The following is a 14581-nucleotide window of genomic DNA, read 5'->3' as shown; positions in this document are numbered from 1 at the left end:
GGATCATGCTCGCCATCGTCATCCCGACGATCCTGGCTACACTGGGCATCGCCTGGTGGTATCGTGCCTCGAACAGCCGCGCGACCTATCTGCCCGACTGGGAATATTCGGGGCGGATCGAGATGATCGTCTGGGCTATCCCCGCGATGGTCGTCCTGCTGCTCGGCGGCATCGGATGGGTGAGCAGCCACGACCTCGACCCGCCCAAGCCGCTCGTCTCGAAGGTCGCGCCGATCACCGTCGAGGTCGTTTCGCTCGATTGGAAATGGCTGTTCATCTATCCCGACCAAGGCGTCGCGACGGTCAACCGGCTGGTCGTGCCCGCCGGGACCCCGATCAGCTTCCGCCTGACCTCGGCGAGCGTCTGGAACAGCTTCTTCGTGCCGCAGCTCGGCAGCCAGATCTACACGATGGCCGGGATGACCACCCGGCTCAACCTTCAGGCGGACAAGCCCGGTATCTATCCCGGCCTGTCCGCGCACTTCAGCGGGGATGGCTTTTCCGACATGCATTTCAACGTCGATGCCCTGACCCCCGCGCTGTTCGCGACCTGGGTCGCGCACGCCAAGCAGACCGGGCCGCTGCTCGATGCCGCGGGCTATGCCGCGCTCGCCCAGCAGAGCCAGGCGAATAAGCCGATGACCTACCGATCGGTGACGCCGGGCTTGTTCGACGCGATCGTCAGCCGGAAGGCGCCGCCCGCCGGCGAGCCGGCCGGTGGCCGTCCCACTGCGCAGGTGTCGCCGCGCAGCCCGCACGCGCAGGGGAATTGAGATGCTGGGCAAGCTGAGCTGGGCGGCGATCCCGTTCGACGAGCCGATCCCGCTCGCCACCTCGGTGATCCTGATCGTGGTGATCGGATCGCTGCTGAGCTGGATCACGGTGAAAGGCCATTGGCCCTATCTGTGGAAGGAATGGATCACCTCGGTCGATCACAAGCGGATCGGCGTGATGTATTGCATGCTGGCGATGGTGATGCTGCTGCGCGGCTTCTCCGACGCGCTGCTCATGCGCTCGCAGCTCGCGCTCGCGACCGGTGGCGCGCAGGGCTATCTGCCGCCCGAACATTATGACCAGATCTTCTCCGCGCACGGCACGATCATGATCTTCTTCACCGCGATGCCGTTCGTCATCGGGCTGATGAACTTTGCCGTGCCGCTCCAGCTCGGCATACGCGACGTCGCCTTCCCGACGCTCAATTCGGTGAGCCTGTGGCTGACCGCCTCGGGCGTGCTGCTGACCAATATGAGCCTCGTCATCGGCGAGTTCGCGCGTACCGGCTGGCTCGCCTATCCGCCGCTTTCCGAGCTCAAATATTCGCCCGGCGTCGGCGTCGACTATTATCTCTGGTCGCTGCAGATCGCGGGGGTAGGGACGTTGCTCTCGGGCATCAACCTCGTCACCACGATCCTCAAGATGCGCGCGCCGGGCATGGCGCTGACCCGCATGCCGGTGTTCTGCTGGACCGCGCTCGCCTCCAACCTGCTGATCGTCGCCGCCTTCCCGATCCTGACCGCGACCTTCGCGATGCTGTCGCTCGACCGCTATCTCGGCTTTCATTTCTTCACCGACGAAGCCGGCGGCAATTCGATGATGTACATGAACCTGATCTGGGCCTGGGGGCATCCCGAGGTCTACATCCTGATATTGCCCGCCTTCGGCGTGTTCTCCGAGGTGATCTCGACCTTCTCGGGCAAGCCCCTGTTCGGCTACCGCTCGATGATCATCGCGACGATGACGATCTGCATCCTCGCCTTCATCGTCTGGCTGCACCATTTCTTCACGATGGGCGCGGGCGCCGACGTCAACGGCTTCTTCGGGGTGATGACGATGATCATCGCGGTGCCGACCGGCGTGAAGGTCTTCAACTGGATGTTCACCATGTATGGCGGCCGGGTCCGCTTCGAGGTGCCGATCCTCTGGTCGCTGGGCTTCATCGTCACCTTCGTAATCGGCGGGATGACCGGGGTGTTGCTGGCGGTGCCCCCCGCCAACTTCCAGCTCCACAATTCGGTGTTCCTGGTCGCGCATTTCCACAACGTCATCATCGGCGGCGTGCTGTTCGGCGCGTTCGCGGGCTATACCTACTGGTTCCCCAAGGCGTTCGGCTTCACGCTGCACGAGGGGCTCGGCAAGGCTGCCTTCTGGTGCTGGACGATCGGCTTCTACTTCGCCTTCATGCCGCTCTACGCGCTCGGCCTGATGGGGATGACGCGGCGGATGCAGCACACCAATGATCCGGCCTGGACGCCGCTTCTCTACCTTGCCGGCGTCGGCGCGCTGATCATCACCGCCGGGATCGGCTGCCAGATCGCGCAGCTGATCGTCTCGATCCGCGACCGCGACAACCGCCGCGATCTGACCGGAGATCCGTGGGATGGCCGCAGCCTCGAGTGGGCGACGGCGTCGCCGCCGCCGGTGTTCAACTTCGCGGTGCTGCCCAATGTCGAAGGCGAGGAGGCCTATTGGGGCATCAAGCGCACCGCGATCGAGCAGCAGCGGCTGGTCGCCGAACCGACCTATGAGGCGATCGAAATGCCGCACAACAGCGCGACCGGCTTCATCACCGCCTTTTTCGCAGTCGTGATGGGCTTCGCGATGATCTGGCACATCTGGTGGATGGTGATCGCGGGGTTCGTCGGCGCCTTCGCCACCTTCGTCTGGTTCGCCTGGCGCGACGAGGACGAATATGAGATTTCGGCCGACGAGGTCGCACGGATCGATCGCGAGCGTCGCCGCGTCCGCGCCGAAGTCCTGCTCCCCAGCCTGAAGCGTCCGTCATGAGCGACGTGGCGAGGGACCAGGGCGGCGGCCGCGCGGATCGCCATCCGCACCATGATCCGCACCGGCTCGGCCGCGTCTCGACCGGCAGCGGCACGCACGGGCCGGCGAGCAAGCGGATCGTCGTCGGTTACGGCTTCTGGATCTTCCTGCTGTCCGACATCATCATGTTTTCGGCGATCTTCGCCACCTACGCGGTGCTGCAGAGCGCGACCAACGGCGGGCCGACCGGCGCGCAATTGTTCGACCTCAAGAATGTCGCGGTCGAGACGACCTGCCTGCTGCTGTCGAGCTTCGTGTGCGGGCTGGCGATGATCGCCGCCTCGACGCGGAGCATGATGTGGACGCAGATCGGGCTGCTGCTGACCGGCCTGCTCGGCTTCGTGTTCCTCGTGCTCGAACTCCACGAACTCGCCGACATGGTCGCGCGGAATGCGGGGCCGCAGCGCTCGGCCTTCCTGTCGGCTTTCTTCACGCTGGTCGGCTGTCACGGGCTCCACGTCTCGGTCGGCCTGCTCTGGCTCGGCACGATGATGGCGCAGATCTGGGCCAAGGGCTTCACCCCGAACATCCAGCGCCGGCTGCTCTGCTTCAGCCTGTTCTGGCATGCGCTCGACATCATCTGGGTCGCATTGTTCACCATCGTCTATCTGCTGGGAGCCGGCCAATGAGCCATGGTCATGACGACGACGATTCGGCGCCCGGCGACGACCACAGCCAGGTTCTGGCGGGCGTCCGCGGCTATGCCGTGGGGCTGGTGCTTGCGGCAGGCCTGACCGCGACGTCGTTCTGGGTCGCCTCGACCCACGTTCTCTGGGGCCCGGGCGTGCCGATCGGGCTGTGCGTGCTCGCCATCGCGCAGATGGGGATCCATCTCGCCTTCTTCCTCCACATCACGACCGGGCCGGACAACACCAACAACGTGCTCGCACTCGCCTTCGGCGTGCTGATAGTTTTCCTCGTCGTGGCCGGCTCGCTGTGGATCATGGCGCATCTCAACCAGATGATGCCGATGGCCGGCATGCCGCAGATGACCGATCTGCAGATGCAGCACTGAGGAGCGCCGCATGGCCGACAGCCATTACGACATCATCGTCATCGGCAGCGGGCCCGGCGGCGCCTCGCTGGCGCAGAGGCTCGCGCCGACGGGCAAGCGGATCCTGATCCTCGAGCGCGGCGACTATCTCCGCCGGAGCGAGAAGAATTGGTCGAGCCAGGCCGTCTTCGTCGATGGCGACTATCAGGCGAAGGAGACGTGGACCGACTCGAAAGGGAAGACCTTCGCGCCCGGCCTTCATTATTATGTCGGCGGCAATTCCAAGGTCTATGGCGCCGCGCTGTTCCGGCTGCGCGAACAGGATTTCGGGGAGGTCCGGCACGCGGGCGGGATCTCGCCCGCCTGGCCGCTCGGCTACGAGACGTTCGAGCCCTATTATACCGAGGCGGAAAAGCTCTTCCACGTCCACGGTCAGCGCGGCGAGGATCCGCTCGAGCCGCCGGCGAGCGGCGCCTATCCCTATCCGCCGGTCAGCCACGAGCCCGCGATCCAGACGCTCAATACGCAGCTGCGCGAACAGGGACTCAAGCCCTTCCATCTCCCACTCGGAATCCTGCTCGACGAGAAGGACGGCATGGCGACGCCGACCAGTACCTGCATCCGCTGCAGCTTCTTCGACGGCTTCCCCTGCTTGCTCAATGGCAAGGCCGACGCGCAGGTGATCTGCATCGATCCGATGCTCGCGGCGCATGACAATGTGACGCTGCTCACCGGCGCCTATGTCTCGACGCTCGGCACCGACGCCTCGGGGCGGACGGTGGATGCCGTTCATGTCACCCGAGACAGCGTCGAGGAGACCTATTCGGCGGACATCGTCGTCGTCGCCTGCGGCGCGATCTCCTCGGCGCTGTTGCTGTTGCGCTCGGCCAACGACCGGCATCCGACCGGCCTCGCCAACGGATCGGATCAAGTCGGCCGCAACTATATGCGCCACCATATGAGCGTGCTGATGGCGGTGATGAAGCAGCCCAACGACACCGTCTTCCAGAAGACGCTGGCGTTCAGTGACTTCTATTTCGGTGCCGACGAATGGGAGTATCCGCTCGGCCTCGTCCAGATGTGCGCGACCAGCCACGCCGACCAGATTCGCGGGGAGGCGCTGCCGTCCTGGCTCGAATGGCTGCCCGAAATGCCGTTCGAGCAGATCGCGCGCCACTCGATGGACTTCTGGCTGCAGGCGGAGGATCTGCCGAGCCCCGACAATCGCGTCTTCTACAGGGACGGCAAGGTCCATCTCGATCTGACCGAGACCAACCCCGAGGCGCTCAAGCAACTCACGCGCAAGCTGAAGCAGGTGCTGACCGAAGCGCGGGGCAGCCATGTCCTGCTCGACCGCTCGCTCTACCTCGGCAAGGACATTGACGAGGGCGGCACGGCGCATCAGGCCGGTACCTGCCGCTTCGGCACCGATCCCGCGACCTCGGTGCTCGATCTCGACTGCAAGGCGCACGAGCTCGACAATCTCTACGTCACCGACGCGAGCTTCTTTCCGTCGATCGGCGCGGTGAACCCGACGCTGACGATCATTGCGAACGCGCTTCGTGTCGCCGATCGGATCAAGGACCGCATCGCATGAGCGCCGATCAGATCGTCGTGCTGCTGGTGCGCTGCGGGCTGGTGCTGTTGTTTCTGCCGTTCAGCGCGCTCGACAAGATCTTCAACTTTTCCGGCGCAGTGGGCCAGGCGAGCGAGACCTTTTCGGCGCGGCCATTGGCGATCGCTGCGATCGTGGCAGGGCTGGGTATCGAGATAGTCATGTCGCTCGGCATCATCCTCGGCATCGCCGACCGGCTCTGCGCCTTTGTCATGGCCGGCTATTGCGCGCTGACCGCGCTGCTGTGGAAGCGCTTTTGGGCGACCGGCGATTTCTGGACTGGTCCGGCGAGCCGAGGCCGCGGCCTCTTCTGGGATTTCCTCAAGAACCTGTCGCTGGGCGCCGGGTTCCTGCTGATCACCGTGGGGCCGACGGGAAGCGGATTGAACCATCTCCTCCACGACCCGTTCGGATCGACCTACCCTTATGGTTGAGGAGCATGCCATGGTCGACGAGGAAAGCCCGGAGACCGGCCCGCGGCCGCACGTCGGCTATTGGCATCTGTGGACCGATGCCGAGGGCGTCAGCCATCAGACCGAATGCGCGCTGACCGACTATCATCTCAAGCAGGTCGGCGAGGCGGCGGCACAATGGAACGACAAGCAGGAGCGGTCCGAGGCGACGGTCGTGTTCACCGTCCAGCCGGTCGGCTGGGTCGGCGACTGGCATGAAAACCCCGCGCCGCAATGGATCGTCGTGCTCAAGGGCCGCTGGTGGATCGAGAGCATGGACGGCGTGCGCATCGAGCAGGGGCCGGGCGAGTTTTCGTTCGGCGAGGATCAGGGTTGCGTCGAGCGTGACGGCCGCCGTGGCCACAAGTCGGGCACCATCGGCGACGAGCCCGCGGTGCTTATGACGGTGCAACTCCACGTCGATCCGATCCGCACGCCCTGCCACATCGACTGATCGCCCGGTGGACGGCTTCGACATCGTCGATCCGCGTTTTCGCGCCATGGTGCTACCCAATGCACCGCTGATGACGCTGGACGCGGGCTTCGCATGGGCGGAGGGGCCGGTGTGGTTCGCCGACCACGACTGCCTGCTGGTCAGCGACCTACCGAATGACCGCATCCTGCGCTGGAGCGCGGATAGCGGCGTCTCGATCTTCCGCCAGCCCGCGGGCTTCGCCAACGGTCATGCGCGGGATCGGCAGGGCCGGTTGCTGGGTTGCTCGCACCAGCAGCGGCATATCGAGCGCACCGAACTCGACGGCACGATCACCGTACTCGCGAGCCATTATGACGGCCGACGGCTCAACGCGCCCAATGACATCGTCTGCAAGGCGGATGGTACGATCTGGTTCAGCGACCCGATCTACGGGATCAGCACCGACTATGAAGGCGGCAAGCAGACGCCGGAACTGCCGCCGCGCGTGTATCGCTTGGACCCGCGCGACGGATCGCTGCGTATTGTCGCAGACGATTTCGTAGGGCCGAACGGTCTCGCCTTTTCACCCGACGAGCGCTGGCTGTACATCGCCGAGACCGGCGATCAGTTCGATGACACGGCACCGCGGCACATCCGCCGCTTCGCGGTCGGCGACGACGGCGCGCTGTCCGATGGGATGGTCTTCCACACCGTCTCGCCCGGCTATGCCGATGGGTTCGCTCTGGATGAGACCGGCAATCTATGGTGCGGCGCCGCCGACGGCGTGCACTGCATCGATCATTCGGGAGTTTTGCTCGGGAAGATCCGGACACCGGCGACGGTTTCCAATCTGACGTTCGGCGGCCGTAACCGGTCGCGGCTCTTCCTGTGCACCGCGCACATGCTGCAGGCGATCTACGTCAACGTCCGCGGCGCCGTGCGTCCGTGATCGCGTCGCCGCTCACCCGGATCGTCGCGCTGCGGATGGTGACCGAGGACGGTGATCGCCTCGCGCATTTCTATGCGGACGCGCTGGGCGCCCAGATCGAAGGCGTGTCCGCGATCGGCGCGGCAGATCTGGCGGTGCTCGGCGTGTCGGGCGGCACGCGCTGGCGCCTCCGGGTCGGCGGTTTCGCGATCGAGATCGATCGTTTCGACGAACCCGGTGAGGCCTATCCCGCCGATGCGAACGCGGCCGACTTGCGCTTCCAGCATTTCGCGGCCGTCGTCGACGACATGACGACGGCGTTCGATCGCGCCATCGCCTGCGGGGCGACGCTGATCTCGCAGGCCGGACCGGTGGCGCTTCCCGCCGCGGCGGGCGGCGTCGTCGCGGTGAAGCTGCGCGATCCCGATGGCCATCCGTTCGAGCTGCTGCGATTCCCTGCGGATGCGGATATCGTTTGGCGCGAGTCCGTGCCGAATGGGCGCGGCATTCTCGGCATCGATCACAGCGCGATCGTCGTCGCCGACGCCAGCCGGTCGCGCGCCTTCTATGCCGCCGCCGGGCTCGCCGCGCGTGGCGGCTCGATCAATCGCGGCCCGACCCAGATCGCGCTCGACGGGCTCGGGCTGGATTCGGTTGATGTCGTGCCGCTCTTTCCAGCGATCGACCGCCCGCATCTCGAACTGCTTGGCTATCATGGGATAGGGCAGCGATCGACCGCCGTCGCGCAGATCGTCGATATCGCCGCGACGCGCACGGTATGGGCTGCGGCTCGCGCCGCATTGCTGCGCGATCCGGACGGGCATCTTCACGAGCTGCGGTCCGAGGCGGATTGACCCGGCGCTAGCTCAACCGTCTGCGTGCGGCAGCGGGTCGTGCTCATGCCCTGGCTGCTCGGCTTCGAACTCCTGCGGCGTGAACACGTGACCCAGGGTCCACACCGCGATCTCGGCGCGGGCCTCGGCGGACATGGCGCGCAAGATCTGCCGCGCCTCGGCCGAACTCCCCTCGAAAATCGCGTCGCCACCCTCGATCGGCTGGCCGAGTGGAATGAGGCGGACGTCGGGCTGCGGTGAAAGGTCGTCCATGATGGCTCCTGTAGCGAAGGATGGGATAACGCATCGGGGGCGGGATCGTCGCCGTCGCGTATCTGAGATGCTAGCGACGGAGACGCGCTGGCCCCTCGTTATTGATGACGCAACGCTTTAAGGCCGGCGCGAGACAGACCGAAGGATTTAGCTATGCCGCTCGATATCCGCCAGTTCACAGCGCCGCGATGCTGAGTCGCGTCGCCGACGGGCCGGCGGTCGTCGCCTGCAACACCTGCCGCAACTCGGTCGACGCGCGCGAGGATGGCGACGGCGTGCGAGGCGGCGCGCGGCTGGTCGCGGAACTCCGCGCCGCCCAGGCGGCCGATCCGCGCTATGCCGACATCGCCGTCCAGGAAATGCCCTGCCTGTTCGCCTGCAGCGACTTCTGCACCGTCCATCTGCGCGCACCCGACAAGGTTGGTTACGTCCTCGGCCGGTTCACGCCCGACGCCGACGCCGCGCGCGCGATCCTCGATTATGCGGTCCATTACGCCGCGAGCGAGCATGGCCGCGTCGCCTTCTCGCTGTGGCCGCAGGGGGTGAAGGGTCATTTCATCACGCGGACCCCGCCGCCGGGATTCGTCGCCGCATGACCGCTTTTCCCGACGTCGCGACCTTCGACGCGGCGCTTGCCGGTCTGCGCCAGCCGGATCGGACGGCGATCGCCGCGGCCGAGGCGCGGCAGGCGCAGCTGACCAAACCGCCGGGTTCCTTGGGGCGGCTCGAGACGATCGCGGTTTTCCTCGCGGGCTGGCAGGGGCGGGAACGCCCGCGGATCACCCGGGGGCGCGTCGCGATCTTCGCCGGCAACCACGGCGTCGCGGCGCGCGGCGTCAGCGCCTTTCCCGCGGCGGTGACGGCGCAGATGGTCGCCAATTTCGAGGCGGGTGGCGCTGCGATCAACGCGCTCGCGGCGGCCGCCGGGCTTGAGCTAACCGTGGTCGCGCTCGATCTGGATCGCCCGACCGCCGATTTTACGCAGGCGCCGGCGATGAGCGAAGCCGAATGCCTCGCCGCGCTGTCGGCCGGCGCGGCGGTCGTCGAGGACGGTCTCGACCTGCTCGTCGTCGGCGAGATGGGGATCGCCAACTCGACCGCTGCCGCGGCGCTGTGCCTGCGCAGCTTCGGTGGCGCGGCGGGCGACTGGGTCGGCCCGGGAACCGGTGTCGACAGCGCCGGGATCGGGCGCAAGATAGCGGCGGTCGAAGCGGCGATCGACTGGCATGCCGGCGCGCCGCAGACCCCGTTCGAGACGCTGCGCCGGGTCGGCGGACGCGAGATCGCGGCGATCGCGGGGGCCGTGCTGGCGGCGCGCGCCAAGGGCATTGCAGTCGTCCTCGATGGCTTCATCAGCGGCGCGGCGATCGCGCCGCTTGCCGCTGCCGCGCCCGATATCGTCGCGCATTGCCTGGCCGGGCACCAGTCGGCGGAACCCGGCCATGCGCGGCTGCTCGGCCGGCTTGGTCTCCACCCGCTGCTGGCGCTCGACATGCGCCTGGGCGAGGGCAGCGGTGCCGCGGTCGCGGTGGCGGTGATCCGCGCCGCGCTCGCCGCGCATGCCGGCATGGCGACCTTCGCCGAGGCGGGAGTATCCGGCGCCGGATGAGCAGTTTCCCGCTCTATCTGCTGCGGCACGGCGCGCCCGAGACGCCGGGCCTGCTGCTCGGCCGGACCGACAGCCCGGTCACCGCGGGCGGTATCGACGCCTGCACCGCGCAGGTCGCCGACCTCGAGATCGAGGCGCTGCACTGCTCCGATCTGCTGCGCGCGCGGGCCTGCGCAGAGGCGTGCGGCGCCCCCCGCGGCCTCGCTCCGGTAATCGACGCGCGCTGGCGCGAACTCGATTTCGGCGAATGGGACGGACGCTCGCCAAGCGCGATCGATCCCGCCCTGCTGAGCCGCTTCTGGGACGATCCCGACGCCAACCCGCCGCCCGACGGCGAGCGCTGGTCGTCCTTGACGACACGCGTCGGCGCGGCGCTCGGCGCGATCGCCCCGCGGCCGACGCTGGTCGTCACGCATGGCGGCGCGATGCGCGCGGCACTCGCGGTCCTGTGCGGCTTTGCGCAGCGCCAGCTCTGGGCGGTCGATCTGCCCTATGCAGCGCTTCTCGCGCTCCGCGTCTGGCCGGGTGAGGCGCCCGCCGGCCAGATCGTCGGCCTATGGCCATGAGACGATTGGTGCTCGCCGTGCAGTTCCTGACGCGGCTGCCGCTGCCACCGGTACGTGCGGACGGGGCGGACTTCGCGGCCTCGATCCGCTGGTTTCCGGCGGTCGGGCTGATCGTCGGCGCGATCGTCGCGGGCGCCGCCTGGGCCGGCGCCCAGCTCGATCCCTGGACGGGGGCGCTCACGGCGCTGGTGGCATGGGTCGCGGTCACCGGCGCGCTGCATCTCGATGGGCTGGGCGATCTCGCCGACGGCCTGGGCGCCGCGCATGGCGATCGCGCGCGGATGCAGGCCGTGATGGCTGACCCGCATATCGGCAGTTTCGGCGTGGTCGCGATTGCGGTCCAGCTGCTTGCCAAGACGCTGTTGCTCCACGGTATCGTCGAGGCACGCACATTCCCGCCGCTGATCCTTATTCCCGCGGCAGCGCGGCTGGGGCCGCTGGTCTGGGCGCGTCTCCTGCAACCGCTGCACGCCGGGCTGGGCGCACAGCTGGGACGCGCCGTGCGCGCGATCGACATCGCCGGCTGGACGGCCCTGCTCGCCGCAAGCGCGCTGGCATGGCCGGCGATGCTCGCGGCACCGCTGCTGATCGCCGCCTTCTGCGGGTGGCTCTGGCGCAAGGTCGGCGGCGTCTCGGGCGACTGTCACGGCGCCGGGATCGAGATTGTCGAGACCGGGCTGCTACTTGCCGCGCTGATCGCCTGCCATGCCTGCCAGCGCGACGATCGCGTCGATGTCGACATGGCGTTCGAGCACCACCGCGATGCCGTCCAGCGCCTGGTCGATCGACGCGCGATAGTCGACCCCGCCGCCCGCCGCGCCAATCCGCGCCAGCCACGCGTGGCGCTGGTCGGGGTGCGCGAGCAGGCCATGGACATAGCTGCCCGCAACCAGGCCGTCCGCACTGATCGCGCCGTCCGCGCGGCCGTCGTCGAAGCGCGCGACGGGGCGGACGCGGTCTGGCCCGCTGGTCTCCCCCATATGCATCTCATAGCCTTCGAAGCGGCGGCCGAGTGCATCGCCCGTCACAGCGCGCAGCGCCTTGTCCGGCGTCAGCACGGTCTCGACGTCGAGCAGCCCGAGGCCGTCGACGCTGACCGCGGGGCCCTCGATACCCAGCGGGTCGGCGATGCGGCGGCCGAGCATCTGATAGCCGCCGCACAGCCCCAGCACGGCGCCGCCGCGGCGGTGATGCGCACGGATGTCAATGTCCCAGCCTTCGGTGCGAAGGCTCGCCAAATCGGCGATGGTGGCTTTCGATCCGGCGAGCACGACCAAGGCGGCGTCGGCAGGGATCGGACGGCCGGGCGACACCATGACCAGCTCGACTCCGGGCTCGAGCCGCAGCGGATCGAGATCGTCGAAATTGGAGATCCGCGGCAGGATCGGGCAGGCGATCACCAGGCGCCCGTCGCCGCGCGTCATCCGCCGTTCGAGCACGACCGCATCCTCGCTCGGTAGCCGTCGAGCGTCGGACAGCCAGGGCACGACCCCGTAGCCGCGCCATCCCGAGACCCGCTCGATCGCGCGATAGCCGTCGTCGAACAGCACCGGGTCGCCGCGAAACTTGTTGATCAGAAAGCCTTGGATCATCGCCGCATCCGCCGGATCGATCACCGCGCGCGTGCCTGCGATCGCCGCGATCACGCCGCCCCGGTCGATGTCGCCGACGAGCAGCACGGGGACGTCGGCAGCGCGCGCAAAGCCCATATTGGCGATGTCGCCGTCGCGCAGGTTGATCTCGGCGGGCGAGCCGGCGCCCTCGACCACGACGACGTCGCACTGGGCCTGGAGCCGGTGATAGCTCGCCAGCACGTCGCCGAGCAACGCACGCCGGCCGGCGCGATAATTCCCCGAGCCGAGCGTGCCGCGGACCCTGCCGTGGACGATCAGCTGCGACGTCCGATCGCCCTGAGGCTTGAGCAGAACGGGATTCATGTCGGTATGCGGCGCCACCCGGCACGCGATCGCCTGCGTCGCCTGCGCCCGGCCGATCTCGCCGCCCTCGGCGGTGACCGCAGCGTTGTTCGACATGTTTTGGGGCTTGAACGGCCGCACCGTCAGCCCGCGGTTGGCGAGCGCGCGGCACAGCCCGGCCACCAGCACCGACTTGCCGACGTCCGACCCCGTGCCCTGCAGCATCACAGCAGCCATGCGACCCCTCCCGCGATCACCCACAGCGCCAGGCAGGCGCGACGGTAGACGATCAGCCCGCGCTCGATGTCCGCAGCGCGTGCCGCCGTCTGCCCCGCGCCGATCCAAGGCTTGAGGTGCATGACGCCGTCGTAGCCGATCGGACCGCCGAGCCGGAGGTCGAGCGCGCCCGCCATCGCGGCCTCGGGCCAGCCGGCGTTGGGCGAGGCGTGCCGTCGCGCGTCGCGTCGCATCGTCGCCCAGCCGCGGCCGGCGACGAGACAGATCACGACGCCCGAAATCCGCGCCGGGACAAGGTTGGCGAGGTCGTCGGTGCGCGCGGCGGCCCAGCCGAAGGCGCGCCAGCGCGGCTCGCGGTGACCGATCAGGCTGTCCGCGGTGTTGAGCGCCTTATACACCCACAGGCCCGGCAGACCGGCGACGAGCAGCCAGAACAGCGGCGCGGCGATCCCGTCGCAGAAGCTCTCTGCCAGGCTCTCGATCGCGGCGCGCACGATGCCCGGTTCGTCGAGCCGCGCGGTGTCCCGGCCGACGATCATTGCGACCGCGCGTCGCGCCGCCGGGATGTCGCCGACCAGCAGCGCCCGCGCGACCGGGCGGACATGATCCTGGAGGCTGCGTTGTGCGAGACCTGGCGCGGCGAGCAGCGCGAACACCGGCCACGCGCCTTTGCCTAGGTACGCACGAACCGCCTGCTCGATCGCCCAGGCAAGACCGCCGGTCGCGCCAAGCAGCAGCACGAGCGTCGCTATCCCCGCGGCCCGCCGCACCGACGCGTACCATTGGGCCCGATTGAGACGCCGCTCGCATCCCCCAATCAACCGCGCGAACAGTCCAACGGGGTGGCCGATCCGGGCATAGAGCGCCGGCGGCCAGCCGATCGCGGCATCGATCGCGAGCGCCGCCAGCGCGACCGGCTCAGCCATGCGCAAGCGCCCGGTCGAGGCGGTCAAGCGCGGACGGATCCGGCGGCAGGCCGAAGCGGAGCCACGTCGACGGTGCGTCGAACGGGCGGACGAGAATCCCCGCGGCAGCAAGCCGCCCGAAGATCGTCGCGGCCTGCGACGTGTCGACGAGACGGAATAGCGGGCATTGGCCTGCGGGCGTCAGGCCGCGACGACGCAGGACGCGATCGAGCGCCGCGGCGTCGAGCGGCAGGCGGGCGCGCGTCGCGGCGATCCAGCCGGTGTCGGCATAGGCGGCGGTCCCGATCGCGATCGCCGCCGCCGATACGGGCCAAGCGCCGAGCCGACCCCGCAGTCGCGCAATCAGGTCCCGCGGCGCGGCGACAAAGCCGAGCCGGACGCCGGCCAGGCCGAAGAATTTCCCGAACGACCGCAACACGATCGTCCGGCCATCGTCGACGAACAGGCTGGGGCCGTTCGATACATCCGCGAACGCCTCGTCGATGATCCGCAAGCCCGATCCCGCCAGTTCGTCCCGCGTCACGGACCGACCGTCGGGATTGCCGGGACTGGCCACCAGCAAAGTCCCCGAAACGGCACCGATCGCCGATCGCGGCACGGGCTTGCTGTCCGCAAACGCCTCGCCATGCGTGCGATAGCCCGGTGCGACATAGTGCACAGGCGTCGGCAGCCCCAAGGTCGCGAGCAGCCGCAATCCCATCTCGCTGCCCGGCACGGCGCACAGACAGTCGGTCGGGATGCCGAACATCCGTGCGGCGGTCGCCTCCAGCGCCGCCAGCGCGCCATCGTCGGGCAGCGCCTGCCAAGCGATCGGCCCGGCGGCGCGGATGTCCCAGGGGCATGGGTTGATGCCCGTCGACAAATCCAGCCACGGGGTCGGCGCATCGGGCCACGCGGCGCGCGCGGCGCCCAGCCTGCCGCCATGTCCCGTCCACACGCTCACCCGATATCCTTTCGCCCGTCGCTGCCCTAATGGCGGATCGGGGCCGAAAGG

Annotated in this window: 16 protein-coding genes and 1 pseudogene; 13 read left to right on the top strand and 4 right to left on the bottom strand. The window is 68.4% G+C overall.

The window, feature by feature from the left end; all coding sequences use genetic code 11:
- The 9 genes from cyoA to Q0326_RS05855 form a co-directional block, all read left to right on the top strand.
- A partial coding sequence (cyoA, locus tag Q0326_RS05895; RefSeq protein WP_298688116.1) for a ubiquinol oxidase subunit II occupies positions 1 to 773 on the top strand: 773 nt, incomplete at its 5' end.
- Positions 769 to 2784 carry a cytochrome o ubiquinol oxidase subunit I gene (cyoB, locus tag Q0326_RS05890; protein WP_298688118.1) on the top strand — a complete coding sequence of 672 codons (2016 nt, stop codon included), beginning with the start codon at positions 769 to 771 and terminating at the stop codon, positions 2782 to 2784. The genes cyoA and cyoB, both read left to right, overlap by 5 nt.
- On the top strand, positions 2781 to 3452 hold the full coding sequence (locus Q0326_RS05885) for a cytochrome (ubi)quinol oxidase subunit III (RefSeq protein ID WP_298688115.1): 672 nt from the start codon (positions 2781 to 2783) through the stop codon (positions 3450 to 3452). The genes cyoB and Q0326_RS05885 overlap by 4 nt, the downstream gene beginning before the upstream one ends.
- Positions 3449 to 3838: a cytochrome o ubiquinol oxidase subunit IV gene (gene cyoD / locus Q0326_RS05880; protein ID WP_298688113.1), complete on the top strand. Its 390-nt coding sequence runs from the start codon at positions 3449 to 3451 to the stop codon at positions 3836 to 3838. The genes Q0326_RS05885 and cyoD overlap by 4 nt, the downstream gene beginning before the upstream one ends.
- Positions 3839 to 3848: 10 nt before the next feature.
- Positions 3849 to 5414, top strand: a complete 1566-nt coding sequence (locus tag Q0326_RS05875) for a GMC family oxidoreductase (RefSeq protein ID WP_298688111.1) — start codon at positions 3849 to 3851, stop codon at positions 5412 to 5414.
- Complete coding sequence (locus tag Q0326_RS05870; RefSeq protein ID WP_298688109.1) at positions 5411 to 5866, top strand: DoxX family protein; 456 nt, start codon at positions 5411 to 5413, stop codon at positions 5864 to 5866. The genes Q0326_RS05875 and Q0326_RS05870 overlap by 4 nt, the downstream gene beginning before the upstream one ends.
- A 10-nt stretch (positions 5867 to 5876) precedes the next feature.
- On the top strand, positions 5877 to 6338 hold the full coding sequence (locus Q0326_RS05865) for a cupin domain-containing protein (RefSeq protein WP_298688107.1): 462 nt from the start codon (positions 5877 to 5879) through the stop codon (positions 6336 to 6338).
- A gap of 7 nt (positions 6339 to 6345) precedes the next feature.
- Positions 6346 to 7248 (top strand): SMP-30/gluconolactonase/LRE family protein, encoded by a 903-nt coding sequence (locus Q0326_RS05860; RefSeq protein WP_298688105.1) that lies wholly within the window; start codon positions 6346 to 6348, stop codon positions 7246 to 7248.
- Complete coding sequence (locus Q0326_RS05855) at positions 7245 to 8081, top strand: VOC family protein (protein WP_298688103.1); 837 nt, start codon at positions 7245 to 7247, stop codon at positions 8079 to 8081. The genes Q0326_RS05860 and Q0326_RS05855 overlap by 4 nt, the downstream gene beginning before the upstream one ends.
- A 12-nt stretch (positions 8082 to 8093) precedes the next feature.
- Here Q0326_RS05855 and Q0326_RS05850 read toward each other — a convergent pair whose 3' ends face one another.
- Complete coding sequence (locus tag Q0326_RS05850; protein ID WP_298688101.1) at positions 8094 to 8333, bottom strand: hypothetical protein; 240 nt, start codon at positions 8331 to 8333, stop codon at positions 8094 to 8096.
- 188 nt (positions 8334 to 8521) lie between these two features.
- Between Q0326_RS05850 and Q0326_RS05845 the strand changes: the two genes are divergently transcribed.
- The 4 genes and pseudogenes from Q0326_RS05845 to cobS form a co-directional block, all read left to right on the top strand.
- On the top strand, positions 8522 to 8929 hold the full coding sequence (locus tag Q0326_RS05845; protein WP_298688099.1) for a DUF1636 domain-containing protein: 408 nt from the start codon (positions 8522 to 8524) through the stop codon (positions 8927 to 8929).
- Positions 8926 to 9942 (top strand): nicotinate-nucleotide--dimethylbenzimidazole phosphoribosyltransferase, encoded by a 1017-nt coding sequence (cobT, locus tag Q0326_RS05840; protein ID WP_298688097.1) that lies wholly within the window; start codon positions 8926 to 8928, stop codon positions 9940 to 9942. Before Q0326_RS05845 ends, cobT begins: the two co-directional genes overlap by 4 nt.
- The gene (locus Q0326_RS05835; RefSeq protein ID WP_298688095.1) at positions 9939 to 10508 is read left to right on the top strand and encodes a histidine phosphatase family protein; all 570 of its coding nucleotides are present in this window, start codon (positions 9939 to 9941) and stop codon (positions 10506 to 10508) included. Before cobT ends, Q0326_RS05835 begins: the two co-directional genes overlap by 4 nt.
- Positions 10505 to 11209 (top strand): annotated as a pseudogene (cobS, locus tag Q0326_RS05830) (adenosylcobinamide-GDP ribazoletransferase); the annotation flags it as partial. The gene Q0326_RS05835 and the pseudogene cobS, both read left to right, overlap by 4 nt.
- On the opposite strand, the gene Q0326_RS05825 reads toward cobS, so the two are convergent.
- The 3 genes from Q0326_RS05825 to Q0326_RS05815 are packed head-to-tail and all read right to left on the bottom strand — an operon-like array spanning position 11189 to position 14530.
- The gene (locus tag Q0326_RS05825) at positions 11189 to 12661 is read right to left on the bottom strand and encodes a cobyric acid synthase (RefSeq protein WP_298688093.1); all 1473 of its coding nucleotides are present in this window, start codon (positions 12659 to 12661) and stop codon (positions 11189 to 11191) included. The pseudogene cobS and the gene Q0326_RS05825 sit on opposite strands and share 21 nt — an antisense overlap.
- A complete protein-coding gene (cbiB, locus tag Q0326_RS05820; RefSeq protein WP_298688090.1) occupies positions 12649 to 13587 on the bottom strand; it encodes an adenosylcobinamide-phosphate synthase CbiB in 939 nt (312 codons plus the stop codon). The genes Q0326_RS05825 and cbiB overlap by 13 nt, the downstream gene beginning before the upstream one ends.
- Positions 13580 to 14530: an aminotransferase class I/II-fold pyridoxal phosphate-dependent enzyme gene (locus Q0326_RS05815; RefSeq protein WP_298688088.1), complete on the bottom strand. Its 951-nt coding sequence runs from the start codon at positions 14528 to 14530 to the stop codon at positions 13580 to 13582. Before Q0326_RS05815 ends, cbiB begins: the two co-directional genes overlap by 8 nt.
- Positions 14531 to 14581 lie beyond the last annotated feature (51 nt).

This window comes from uncultured Sphingomonas sp. (genome assembly GCF_937859915.1).
GTDB lineage: Bacteria > Pseudomonadota > Alphaproteobacteria > Sphingomonadales > Sphingomonadaceae > Solisphingomonas.
This window is presented reverse-complemented; position numbering and strand designations above follow the sequence as displayed.

What these genes read in the sequence shown, in the direction of transcription:
- Q0326_RS05885 (WP_298688115.1), top strand. Translation starts at nt 2,781, where the DNA reads ATGAGCGACGTGGCGAGGGACCAGGGCGGCGGCCGCGCGGATCGCCAT.
- cyoD (WP_298688113.1), top strand. Translation starts at nt 3,449, where the DNA reads ATGAGCCATGGTCATGACGACGACGATTCGGCGCCCGGCGACGACCAC.
- Q0326_RS05875 (WP_298688111.1), top strand. Translation starts at nt 3,849, where the DNA reads ATGGCCGACAGCCATTACGACATCATCGTCATCGGCAGCGGGCCCGGC.
- Q0326_RS05870 (WP_298688109.1), top strand. Translation starts at nt 5,411, where the DNA reads ATGAGCGCCGATCAGATCGTCGTGCTGCTGGTGCGCTGCGGGCTGGTG.
- Q0326_RS05865 (WP_298688107.1), top strand. Translation starts at nt 5,877, where the DNA reads ATGGTCGACGAGGAAAGCCCGGAGACCGGCCCGCGGCCGCACGTCGGC.
- Q0326_RS05850 (WP_298688101.1), bottom strand. Translation starts at nt 8,333, where the DNA reads ATGGACGACCTTTCACCGCAGCCCGACGTCCGCCTCATTCCACTCGGC.
- Q0326_RS05845 (WP_298688099.1), top strand. Translation starts at nt 8,522, where the DNA reads ATGCTGAGTCGCGTCGCCGACGGGCCGGCGGTCGTCGCCTGCAACACC.
- cobT (WP_298688097.1), top strand. Translation starts at nt 8,926, where the DNA reads ATGACCGCTTTTCCCGACGTCGCGACCTTCGACGCGGCGCTTGCCGGT.
- Q0326_RS05835 (WP_298688095.1), top strand. Translation starts at nt 9,939, where the DNA reads ATGAGCAGTTTCCCGCTCTATCTGCTGCGGCACGGCGCGCCCGAGACG.
- Q0326_RS05825 (WP_298688093.1), bottom strand. Translation starts at nt 12,661, where the DNA reads ATGGCTGCTGTGATGCTGCAGGGCACGGGGTCGGACGTCGGCAAGTCG.
- cbiB (WP_298688090.1), bottom strand. Translation starts at nt 13,587, where the DNA reads ATGGCTGAGCCGGTCGCGCTGGCGGCGCTCGCGATCGATGCCGCGATC.